Genomic DNA, 12,274 nt, shown 5'->3' with positions numbered 1-12,274 from the left:
GCAATTTATTTTACGGTTAAACCTATTCGATCGAATTTATAACCCCCCCAACGGTAAATAAAAAAACCGCTGTTTTGGCGACGGCGTAGCTATGCGTCAAAACAGAATAGAGCAGCCTAACGGCAGTTTTGAAATCATCAAAGCCGCCGTTTTTCCTTTGAAAAAATGGATATACGGAGGGTGTATTAAAGTTACCCTTTTTTAAGGACACGGCGGTATCAATTGTAGATAAAATTGCCTTATGTTTTAAATAAGTAATGTTATCTAACAAAACTTTTACCTCTTTTTTCGTTAGATAAGAAGGTAACTTCTTATCATATCTAATCTTAGGAATTCTTAAATCACTCCAACTACGTTCAAGAGTTACAACATAAAAAAATTTCAATGCACTATTAATAGAATTTACAGTACCTCTGCATAATTTCTTTACATTAATGCAATAATCTAAATAGTTGATAATATCTTGTTCACCTAGTAGTTCAGGTGGCTGGTTATAAAATTTAGAAAAGTTTTTTATGGACCACACCATATTTTTAATAGTATTTGGTGTTCGTCCACGAATTTCTAAATCTTTAATCATTTTGTCTATTTTTTGATACATTTTATCACTCCTATAAATGGTGTGTAAAATGTGACACAATTACAACTGCTATTAGTTCCATAATTTTACTAATCATTTATTTTTATCCTAAAATACTTTTCAAGTGCGTCATCAATTTCTTCTTTATTTTTTATCTCGACTTTTTTTATTACTTTTGCATTTTCATAAAATTTTAAAGTGTCGCCTACAAGTGTAATATTAGATGTATCAGTAAAAATTGATATCTTTTTATAACCAGTAAAAAGCGATTGTGGATGTTTTTCACAGAAGAAAGAAGGCATGACATAATCAATGTCCAGTTGAGGTTCTTCTGTAAAGCCATAAATTCTTTTCCAACTTTTACTTTGCTCCTTCTGCCAAAGAGTATATCCATAAAAGTCATCATGCTCAAATTTATATTCACTTACACCATCATTTTGTATTAACCCATCTATCAATTTAAGTGCCATTCTAGGGGATTCACTTCTCACACCCACATCACATATATAGATACCATCATTCGTTGTAACCTTAAGTATGCGATGGCTTCGCATCTTAATAGTAGTCTCATCATTCGCAAAACGCCCTGCCAAATTTGTAACATTAAATCCAAGACTTTTTAACAAATTGCTATATAATCCGTTTAGCTCAAAGCAATACCCTCCCCTATGGTTTAATATCATTTTTTTGAATAAGTCTTCTGCGTTAAGAGAAAGGGGAACTTGATTTAAAATATCCAAGTTTTCATATGGAATATTTTTTAAATGTGCAATTTGTAACTGTTGAAGTGTTTTTCCGTTTAATCCAATCTTCTTATTGTACCCGATTTTACGTAAGTAAGTATTGATTTGCTCTTCAGTGTATATCATAGTTGATGTTCTCCTTATTATATTATAGATAATTTTTAAATACATCCCAATGGCGTATATTCTAATTGTAAATCATTACTCTACGTAAGGTGCAAGTCTAATTGTAAAATTTATTACTTCATCATGCCTTACTATAGCGAATTAACTTAACTTCATATTATGTTTATTGGTTTAATGTTTTAATTTAAAATTCATATACGTAATAATGACATGCACAATACCCAAAAATGCTGTTGGTATAATAGCCAGATAATTATGAAGCCACATCTCAGCCAATACAAAGTATACTACTGGAATAACGGCCATTCCTAAAAGAATAACCAAATTTGCCTTGCCTACAAAACAGAATATCCATAGCACATAATAAAAAATTAACATTATTTCCATACCAATTGTATACGTACATAGAATTTCAGAAGTTTGTTTTCTTATAACAAATATAAGCAGAAAGATAAACATTGCCTGACTTCCGTGCTCCAAAACATCTAGAATTAAATGGCCATTTACATTGTTTCCTGATACATCTGACGAAGGCATTAAAAAATAAAATATATTTGGTATCATTGGCAATAAAAAGACTATAAAACCCTTCCACGAAAAACCAAAATGGTAATTCATTAGATCCCCCCATTCACATGACAAAAATAATCTTTACTTCATACTTTTTTACTATAATATATTAACCGTTCTTTTATTATATAATGAATACCTTTAAAGTACCACTATCTACCTGATATTAAATGAAGTACCATCGCACTATTTTCTCTCTGGTTTAAATTTAAAATTACCTATTACTTTACTGTAATAAATAATCAATTTCCCGAAATGCTCCTGCATAACTATTGAAAGTCATAATAAGCCACCATTAAATCATGGGGTTTTGAACAATCTGAGAAATCCTATTAAAGAATTTCCATCACATCTATTAATCTATTAAATATATTTGTAAAACCTAAAGGAACTGAGGTATGTAGTGGGAGAAGCGACGTCACTATGTACCTCAGTTCCTATTTAGATAACCAATTATCCTTATTTAAAATGCATTTATAAAGCACAAAAGAGCTAAGCATGTAGTGAAATAACGACTTTTTCTGGAACGGCTTCACTGCGTGCTTAGCTCTCTATTTGTGAAGCATAAGGGAGATAAGTATATAATGGGAGGAACGCCTTTTTTGAAGTGACGTCATTATGTACTTAGCTCCCCTTTTGGATGCCCAATTATCATTGCAGAAACTTACAATTTTAGAAATCCATGTTTGAGAAACTAAACCTCTCTAACATTCACCTTCTTACCCGCCTTCTCCAAAAGCTCCGCTAACTCTCTTACAAGTTTTAATTTGATGCTTAAGTCCATGGGCAATTCAGGGTTTTGATGTGCTGGGTTTATTGCTTTCCCTGCCCATATTGTAAGATGAGTACATTCATCTATCAAAATCTTTGCAAGTCTTGTAGCTCCATCTGTAGATTGATCTGCAAATTGATTATTATATTTATTATCCTTAATAATTTCAACAACTTTATTTAAAGTAATTACTCCCTCTGTAATCAAATATATTCCTTCCATAGAAGCTGTGGGGGGAATCTCTTCACATATATAGTCTAGATTTACTTTTAAATTTCTTCTTAATTCTCTTTGAGCAATGTTAGCAGCAGTTCCTCCACAAATAATTTTCTTACCTCTGCCCTTCATAAAGTCTTTTATTATATATTTATCCTTTTTCTTATCCTTAGGGGGACCTGTAAATAAATCTATATACTGAGGTGTCTTCACTTTTATGGTTACTACCGTAGCATCATCTCCTGGTTTCCCTCCATAAAGATCAAAACATACTTCTGATAAATCATTTGATATATTCTTAGCATCATTTTTATTTATTGTGCTTCTCTTTAAATAATCCATTACGTTTTCCCATTTCCATCCTAAATTCATTATATTTCCTAATCCTGCATGTACAATACCATCACTTACTACTGTTAACACATCTCCTGGTTGTACATAAAACTTACTCTCATATACACTTCTTCCGTTTATTTTTAGTTCTTTTTTACATACCTTTAGTTCCATACCATCTCTAATGATAAATATAGGGGGATTATCATATTCAGCTACATATACTCTTCCATCGTCATATATTTTGATTAAAGTAAAGGTGCAATAAGCTATTTTTCTAACTTTACATGCAGGCAAGGTGTTGATAATGGTATCTAATGTTTCATAAATATCTGCGCCTTCCTTTAGCATTGTAGCGGATATTTTAGTCGTTAATGTGGCAAGTATATTGGCTTTTACCCCACTTCCCAAACCATCAGCCAAAACAACAATAGTACTATCCGCAAGTCTAAGTACTTCTACCCTGTCTCCACAAAGTTCCTCTCCGTGTTTTATCAAACTTTCATAGGCTGTATCTATAAATAAGCTCATCTTATTTCACCCTCTTCACCTTCAACAACCTTTTTAAGTTTTGTCAATATTATCTTAGTTTCTGCCGTAGTTTCACCTAGTAGACTTGCTATTTCTTGCGCTACTCTCATTTGTTTTTCTATAACCTCTTGTGCCGCATTTAAAGTATTTTCCTTTACCTTTATAAGCTCTTTTCTATTTTTTTCTTCCTCCATTATATTCATCATAGAGGCCATAATAATATCTTGTTCTGGGAGATATACAATGTTTTCAACGAATATCACATTGTATTGAGGTATGGCAATTCTCTTACCTATTACACTTTTTCCTGTTTCTCTAACAAATCTAAAGTCTTCATCTCCCATTAAAACAGATATAGGCTTGTCTTTAATATTTTCTCTTCTTACACTAAAGATTCTTTCCCCAGCAGGATTTATTTCTTTAACATTTAATTCTCCATCTAATAAAATAATACAAGTTACTGTGTTCTCAAATATTAAATTGCTTATGCTTTCCGCTTTATTTCTCATATAATGAAGACACATAGTTGGCTCTGCCATATTATTATATATAGCTTTAGCTTTTTCCCTACAGGTATCATAGCCACAAACTCCACAGTTTAATTCGTCTTCCAAATTATATTTTCCCATGCTTTTCATTATATTTTCAATTTTCTCTTCCCCTATATCCTCATTATAAACAGTCTTGTCCTTAAATATTTTATTAAAATCCACTTCTTCTAAATCTAATAAATCTAAATTAATAGTATTATTTTTTCTTTCTTTTCTCCTTCTAATGTAATCTTTAACTCCTTTTAATCTTTTAAAATACTCATTCTTTACAATTCTAGAAGGCCCACCAATACAACTTCCTTTACAAGCACTTGCCTCTATGAGAAGGTTATTAATTTCTCCTCTTTCTATGCTTTTAAATAGTTCAATGCACTCCTCAATGCCGCTAACTCCTATTCTCTCATACTCCTCAACCTCTTTAATATTTTCTATGGACTTTATTATTCCTCCATGTATTGGATAACTTCTTCCCCAATTGATACAATGGCCTTCTCCATGGCTTTCTTCCAGTGTATTTATATCAATTCCTTCTTCTTCAAGCCATTGATTTATTTCTTCGAAAGTTAAAACTGCATCAATAGGCTTGTCTTCTTTGTATTCTTCCTTTTCTACTATTTTTGTATCGCAAGGTCCAATAAATACTGTAAAACAATCTTCACCGTAATTTTTCTTCATCATTTTGCCATGTGCTATCATAGGTGATACAAAGGGTAATGTATATGGAATTAATTTAGGGAAATATTTTTCAATTAAATAGTTAACTGAAGGGCAACAAGTGGTTATATAGTTTTCTTTTCTATTATTTTTAATATATTCTCTATACAGTTTAGTGGTTATTTCCGCACCTATAGCTGTTTCTTCTACCTGATAAAACCCCAGTTTTTTTAATGCATATATAAAGCCTTCAGATTTTCCAATAAAATATCCTGGAAAGGATGGAGCTACACTCCCTACCACCTTTTTCCCTGAACGAATTGCCATTTTTGTCTCTTCAAGATTGCTTGTTACTTTTCTAGCATTTTGTGGACATATAACTAAACAATGTCCGCAGTTTATACATCTTCTTTCTATTATTTCTGCTTGTTCATTTTCAAATTTAATCGCCTTTACTGGACAAGAGCGAAGACATTTATAACAATTCTTACAGTTTGCTCTTGAGAAATTCATATGACTCATAATCCTAACCTCCCAAGTATTTCTGTATTAAAAAACTCCTCTATATTTTCTTCACTTACAGAAAAAACCCTCTCTTCAACCTTTACTGAAACTGCTTCAGTGCAAAACCCTTGACAAAAATCCCCTTTAAGAATAACCTTTTCTTTTAATTTATATCTATTAATAAGTTTTTCTAATGCATCTACAACTTTATATGCTCCCTTCAGATGGCAAGCACTTCCCACACACACCTTTATAATTAGCATAATATCCCCTTCCCTTTTTCGATTGAAAAATTAAAACTTAAGAATGAAGAGTACTGGAAGAATTTCCAGTAAGGAAATTCCATCCTTTACTTTTAACTTTCAATTCTCATACTCTTCTCTTTTCACTCTTAACTTCTAATTCTCAAAGTTAGTTTGTTAACTTTTTCACTACCCTTATTTTACAACATAACTTTAATAAATTCTATATAATAAAGACAATAGAAATTTGGCATAATAATATTAGTATAATATCAGTACTTTTTGCGGAAGGGGTTTAAATTGATTTATGGAAATTTTATTTATTCTAGTTCTTGTAGCTATAAATGCTTTTTTCGCTGCTTCTGAAATGGCCATAGTCTCCATTAACAAAGCAAAATTGGCACACATGGAGGAAGAAGAAGATAATCCAAAAGCTAAACTCTTATTAGAATTATCAAAAGAAACTAGTAAATTTTTAGCCACAATACAAGTAGGCATAACCTTGGCTGGATTCCTAGCCAGTGCTTCTGCTGCTACTAATTTATCTCAACCCCTTGCTACATTTTTAAGGAATCTGAATATTCCTTGGAGCAACAAATTGTCTTTAATAATTGTTACAATAGTTCTGTCCTATATAACTTTAGTATTTGGTGAGCTGCTACCGAAAAGGCTAGCTCTTCAACATGCTGAAAAGGTATCCCTAGCTGTTATAAAACCAATACTCATATTTTCTAAAATTACTGTACCTTTTGTTAAAATACTAACTTGGTCTACCAATTTGTTAATGAGATTATTTGGTATAGATACTGAAAAAATAGAAGAAGATGTATCGGAAGAAGAAATAAAAATGATGATTGAAGTGGGTGAAGAAACAGGGGTTATAAATCAGACAGAAAAAGAAATGATAGATAGTATTTTTGATTTTGACGATACCTTAGCAAAAGAGATTATGAAACCTAGAAATCATGTCTTTGCCATAGATATAAATACTCCCTTAAATGAATTAATGGATGAAATATTAGAAGAAAAATATTCTAGAATACCAATATATGATGAAGATATTGATAACATAGTTGGAGTTTTATACGTTAAAGACCTTTATCATTTTATTAGACATGATTCTTTAACTGAAGAAAAATTCAAAGAATTAATTAGACCTGCTTATTTTGTTCCAGAAACCAAGACCATAGATATCCTATTTAAAGAGCTACAACTCAGTAAAAATTACATAGCAATTTTAATTGATGAATATGGTGGTTTTTCTGGAATAGTTACAATGGAAGATTTACTTGAAGAAATTGTAGGGAACATATTCGATGAATATGATGAAATCGGCGAGTACGTAAAAAAGACAGATACTAATACTTATATAGTGGATGGAATGCTGTCAATTGATGAGATTAATGAAATGCTTCATTCAAACATTCCTAGTGATCATACTGACACCATTGGAGGGTTTGTAATAAATCTTTTAGGTTCCATACCAAAAGAAGATGACGAAGAAAATATAGTAGAATATAACAATATCGTCTTTAAAGTTGAAGAGGTTAAGGATAAAAGAATACAAAAACTTAAAATTCACAAACCCTAGATAGTTTTATTTGATTATAGTATTTTTGAAAAATTTGTAATATAATTAAAGATAAAAGCAAGAATTTTTTGTATATTCATAATTAAGGGGGATAGTCAATGAGGAATTATAGCGTATTTGATATTATAGGCCCAATTATGATAGGGCCATCTAGCTCTCATACTGCTGGGGCTGCGAGATTAGCAAAGGTTGCGGCAGCTATATCTGGCGGCAAAATTAAAAAAGTTGATTTTTATTTACATGGTTCCTTTGCAAAAACCTATAGAGGACATGGCACAGACAAAGCCCTAGTAGCAGGCATACTAGGCATGGAACCTTGGGACGAAAACTTAAAGAACTCTTTTGAAATAGCTAAAGATAAAAAAATAGAAATTAACTTTCATTCAATAGATTTAGAGGATGTTCATCCAAACACAGTTAAATTTCTAATTACAAAAGAAAGTGGATCTGTATCTTCAATAATAGGCTCCTCAATCGGTGGCGGGAATATCATTATTTTTGATCTAGATGGACAACAGGTTGAATTTAAGGGGGATTCTCCTACTCTGGTAACTAAGCACAAAGATATACCAGGAATTGTTTCTAAAATAACAACTTTATTATATGAAGAAAATATCAATATAGGCACCATAAAACTATATAGAGATAGTAAAGGCTTAGAAGCTACAATGGCTCTTGAAACAGATGAAATACTCCCACAATCTACTATAGAAAAAATAAAAGCTATTCCTGAAATAATAAATATTAAAATAATCAATCCTATTAGGGAAGGAGAACTTTAGTAATGTTTGTTAACAGTGGTTTGGAATTAATTGATATATGCAAAGAAAAAAACATACCTATATGGAAATATGCTATAGAATGTGAATCAAAAAATAGCGGTGAAAGTGAAGAAATAATATTTGAAAGAATGAGAAAAACTTTAAAAGTGATGTATGATTCTGCAAATTATGCTTTAGAGCATGAAGTTAAATCCGTTAGTGGCTTAATTGGCGGAGATGCATATAAATTAAATACACATGCCCAAAGTGGTAATACCCTCACTGGAGAATTTCTTGTAAAGGCAATGGCAAGAGCTTTATCCTCCTCAGAAGTAAATGCTGCTATGGGAAGAATAGTTGCTTGTCCTACGGCAGGTTCCTGTGGAATATTACCTGCAGCTATAATTTCTGCTGGTGAAAGATTAAATAAGTCTGAAGATGAGATGGTTAAGGCTTTATTTACCGCTTCTGCTATAGGCGTAATTATTGCAAAAAATGCTACTTTGGCTGGAGCTGAAGGTGGTTGCCAAGCGGAATGTGGTTCCGGATCTGCCATGGCTGCTGCAGCTGTAGTTGAGCTTATGGGTGGAGATGTGGAGCAATCCTTAAATGCTGCCGCTATAGTAATTAAAAATATACTAGGTTTAGTATGTGACCCTGTAGCTGGACTTGTAGAAGTTCCTTGTGCTAAAAGAAATGTAGCTGGCGTAGTTAGTGCATTGGCCTTTGCGGATATGTCTATGGCTGGAGTTAAAAGTGTTATTCCTTTTGATGAAACTGTTTCAGCTATGTACAAAATAGGTAAACAATTACCTTCTTCACTTAGAGAAACAGCTGAAGGTGGATTAGCTACCACCCCAACAGGCATTAGATTGAAAAATGAAATATTAAAATAATAAGAAGGTGTTTTGCTAAAAAATTTTAGTGAAACACCTTGTTTATTTATCCAAATATAACTAAAATATTGAAATATTATTCTAAAGTTTCCAGAAAATTGACCGATATAATGGTATTGGGGGTATGAATATTTTATAAGGAGAGGTTTCTATGAATAAATTGAAATCTTTAAAAGCCAAAATTTTACTATTAATTATCCCATTAATCATTTTCCCTTTAATTATTTCGGGTTTCATCAGTTATAACAAATCCTCTAACATTGTAAAAAATATTATGGAGAATAGCATTAATGAATCAACTGAAAATATCAGTTTAGGAATTGATGCTTTTTTAAAGGCTAAATCTGAAGCTTTTAATATATTTTGTAATGATAAAAATGTTAAACAGATTCTAGTAAATATTGATGAAATAGAAACTAATAACTATATAAAAAGTTATATGGAAAACTTTGTTGAGGAGCAAAAGGATGATATATTATCTGTATATATTGCTACTAAAAACAAAAAATTTATGCTTCATCCATATGTAGACCCACCAAAGGGATTTGAAGCTACAGAAGAGCCTTGGTATAAAGAAGCTATTTCTAAGAATACAATAACTTGGACAGCTCCTTATATAGATAATATTACAAATTCTCTTGTAGTTTCAGTTGTACGACCAATATATGATGAAAGAAATATTTTTGTTGGAGTTGCTGGCGCTGACATATCATTAGATACTCTTTCTAAATTAACTGGTAACAGTAAAATAGGGAATACAGGCAAAATTTTTATTACAGATGTTAATGGGACAATACTTGCTCATCCTGATTCAAATTTAGTTGGTACAGAATTACCTGTAGAAGGATTAAAAGATATTCTTACATCTAGTACCAGTGATGTTCTAAAATATAACTATGAAAATCAGGACCTATTTGGTTACTTCTCTACATCTTTACAAACTGGTTGGAAAATTGTAGGCACTATGGAGATAGATGAAATACTTACATCTACTGAAGGCATTTTAAATAATACTTTAATTACAGCGGTAATTATTATGATTATAGCTATAACATTAGCTATTTTATTTCAAAGGCCAATAACCAAATCAATTAAACAATTATCTTATGACATGACGCAAATTGGAGATGGAAACTTAACTGTAGAAAGTAATATTAAATTAAATGATGAAGTTGGAATTCTGTCAAAGTCATTAAATAACATGGCTTCTAATTTAAAAAACTTACTAATTAAAATTAATGAATCCGCTATTCAGTTAAATAACTATTCTAACAGCTTGGCTACTTCTGCTGAAGAAACAAACGCCTCATCAGAAGAAATTTCTAAGACCATTGCTGATATAGTAAATGCCACAGTAACTCAAGCTACCCAAACTGGAGATGGATTAAATAAAGCTCATGTGCTTTCTAATAACATCAGTATGGTTTCAAAAGCAATAGAAAAGATGAATAATATATTCGAAGAGATTGTGACTCTTAATGAAAGTGGTATTAACTCCATTAAAGACTTAGATGAAAAATCAAAAGTAACTTCCCTCTCTTCTGTAGAAGTAGAAAAAGTTGTAAGGGAAGTTGATTATAGTGTAAAAAATATAAAAGTTATAATCGATACTATAAGCGGTATAGCGGACCAAACTAATCTGCTTGCTTTAAATGCATCTATCGAAGCTGCACGAGCAGGAGAGAGTGGACGCGGATTTTCTGTAGTAGCAGATGAAATAAGAAAACTCGCTGAGCAGTCAGCTAATGCAACTAATCAAATTAGAAATATAATAGACAATATACAAGATAAATCTAATAATGCAGTTAGTGAAATAGATAAATCAAAAACTATTTCAAAAGAACAAAATTTAGCTCTTAATGAAACTAATAAAATATTGGAACAAATATTTGAAACTATTAAAATTTTATCTACGGAAGCAAATGGAATTCATAACTTAAACAATGAAATGATTCAAGCAAAGGATAGAATTTTAGTAGTAATGGAAGAATTATCTGCTTCAGCGGAAGAAACTTCTGCCTCTACGGAGGAAATATCAGCATCTACTGAAGAGCAAACTGCTACAATGAATGAAATTGCTAAATCTGCCGAAGATTTAAACACTATTGCTCTAAAGCTTAAAGAAGAACTGAATAAGTTTAAAATATAGTAATAAAAACACTTTCTAAAATTATTTTAGGAAGTGTTTTTATTACTATGTTATATGTTAATATACTATATGTTATATCTTATATTTCATGTATTATATCTTATACCCTATATATTATTCCTTTTTCTTATTGCCATTAACAAAACTATTGATATAATACGCTGTTTCCTCCTCTGGTTCCTTTTTAAAGTTTTCTATGTATTTTTCTATGGCTTTATTAAGCAAGATTTCATCTCCAGTAAATTTTCCAACAGTAGTAAGTTCATCAAATAATTTTAGGGTCTCATCTTTACTCTCCACTGGCCCATGAGAAGGTAAATAGTATTCTGTTTCTTTAGCTTTTATTTTATCAATCATAGTGAAAAGTTTTTCTATAGAATAACTCCATTCACCGCTGTATAAATCTTCATATATAGCATCACCTAAAAACATCACTTTTTCTTCTGGAATATAGGCTATAGAGGAGTCCTCTGAATGATCTCCTTTGATGTTTTCAATGACACAGCTTATCCCTCCTAGATCTATTGTAAGTCCATCTTTAAAGGTTATATCTACATCACCTATTATCAATTCATCTCTAAGCGGAGTTGGCAGTTCAAGTTTTATCATGCTACTACAGAACTCTATCTCTTCACCCTCTTCTACCCTTTTATCTAGTGCCTCGTCTCTCCAATCCAAACCCTTCATTTCCACTATTTTTTCTTTTGTTTTTTCATGACATATAGTGGTTAAATTCATAAAAGCTATTCCAAATACATGATCCCAATGCCAATGAGTTATAAAAAGATATTTAAGAGGTGGAATATCCATTTTACTAACTTCTTCTAAAAATTCTTTAGCATGCTTTTCTGAATTTCCTGAATCTATAACCATTGAATATCTATCTCCTATGACTAAGCCTAGCAATGGTCTATCTGTTCTTTCCTCATTTGGCATATAATATACTCTATTTGTTAATTTTTTTAGCATGTATTTCACTCCCTATACTAATGTTAAATTCATTTTTATCCGATGACTACCATCCGTAATACTCCCATCGCACTCTGTGAAAGCGA

General features: G+C 31.3%; 10 protein-coding genes and 1 pseudogene. 4 read left to right on the top strand and 7 right to left on the bottom strand.

Going from position 1 to position 12,274, the window contains the following annotated elements; translation table 11 throughout:
• Window positions 1-22 precede the first annotated feature (22 nt).
• The 6 genes and pseudogenes from RYO54_RS18310 to RYO54_RS18285 form a co-directional block, all read right to left on the bottom strand.
• Window positions 23-640, bottom strand: coding sequence for a site-specific integrase (locus RYO54_RS18310; RefSeq protein WP_315121965.1), 618 nt, complete (start codon window positions 638-640; stop codon window positions 23-25).
• A 29-nt stretch (window positions 641-669) separates the two neighbouring features.
• On the bottom strand, window positions 670-1,449 hold the full coding sequence (locus tag RYO54_RS18305) for an arylamine N-acetyltransferase (protein WP_315121963.1): 780 nt from the start codon (window positions 1,447-1,449) through the stop codon (window positions 670-672).
• A gap of 171 nt (window positions 1,450-1,620) precedes the next feature.
• A complete protein-coding gene (locus tag RYO54_RS18300; RefSeq protein WP_315121961.1) occupies window positions 1,621-2,067 on the bottom strand; it encodes a hypothetical protein in 447 nt (148 codons plus the stop codon).
• Window positions 2,068-2,713: 646 nt separating this feature from the next.
• Complete coding sequence (locus RYO54_RS18295; RefSeq protein ID WP_315121959.1) at window positions 2,714-3,871, bottom strand: SpoIIE family protein phosphatase; 1,158 nt, start codon at window positions 3,869-3,871, stop codon at window positions 2,714-2,716.
• On the bottom strand, window positions 3,868-5,598 hold the full coding sequence (locus RYO54_RS18290; RefSeq protein ID WP_315121957.1) for a [Fe-Fe] hydrogenase large subunit C-terminal domain-containing protein: 1,731 nt from the start codon (window positions 5,596-5,598) through the stop codon (window positions 3,868-3,870). Before RYO54_RS18290 ends, RYO54_RS18295 begins: the two co-directional genes overlap by 4 nt.
• A pseudogene (locus RYO54_RS18285) lies at window positions 5,595-5,861 on the bottom strand ((2Fe-2S) ferredoxin domain-containing protein); the annotation flags it as partial. The pseudogene RYO54_RS18285 and the gene RYO54_RS18290, both read right to left, overlap by 4 nt.
• Window positions 5,862-6,129: 268 nt before the next feature.
• Between RYO54_RS18285 and RYO54_RS18280 the strand changes: the two are divergent.
• From RYO54_RS18280 to RYO54_RS18265, 4 genes are all read left to right on the top strand, one after another.
• Window positions 6,130-7,413: a hemolysin family protein gene (locus RYO54_RS18280; protein WP_315121955.1), complete on the top strand. Its 1,284-nt coding sequence runs from the start codon at window positions 6,130-6,132 to the stop codon at window positions 7,411-7,413.
• A 98-nt stretch (window positions 7,414-7,511) separates the two neighbouring features.
• The gene (sdaAB, locus tag RYO54_RS18275) at window positions 7,512-8,195 is read left to right on the top strand and encodes an L-serine ammonia-lyase, iron-sulfur-dependent subunit beta (protein WP_315121953.1); all 684 of its coding nucleotides are present in this window, start codon (window positions 7,512-7,514) and stop codon (window positions 8,193-8,195) included.
• Between the two features lie 2 nt (window positions 8,196-8,197).
• Complete coding sequence (gene sdaAA / locus RYO54_RS18270; RefSeq protein ID WP_315121951.1) at window positions 8,198-9,070, top strand: L-serine ammonia-lyase, iron-sulfur-dependent, subunit alpha; 873 nt, start codon at window positions 8,198-8,200, stop codon at window positions 9,068-9,070.
• A 151-nt stretch (window positions 9,071-9,221) separates the two neighbouring features.
• Entirely contained in the window at window positions 9,222-11,219 is a 1,998-nt protein-coding gene (locus RYO54_RS18265; protein ID WP_315121949.1) for a methyl-accepting chemotaxis protein, read from the top strand.
• A gap of 114 nt (window positions 11,220-11,333) precedes the next feature.
• On the opposite strand, the gene RYO54_RS18260 is transcribed toward RYO54_RS18265, so the two are convergent.
• Window positions 11,334-12,188: an MBL fold metallo-hydrolase gene (locus RYO54_RS18260; protein WP_315121947.1), complete on the bottom strand. Its 855-nt coding sequence runs from the start codon at window positions 12,186-12,188 to the stop codon at window positions 11,334-11,336.
• Window positions 12,189-12,274 lie beyond the last annotated feature (86 nt).

The sequence above is a fragment of the uncultured Clostridium sp. genome, assembly GCF_963515715.1.
Lineage (GTDB): Bacteria > Bacillota > Clostridia > Clostridiales > Clostridiaceae > Clostridium_AW.
The sequence above is the reverse complement of the archived record's forward strand: the minus strand, read 5'-3'. Positions and strand labels throughout refer to the sequence as shown.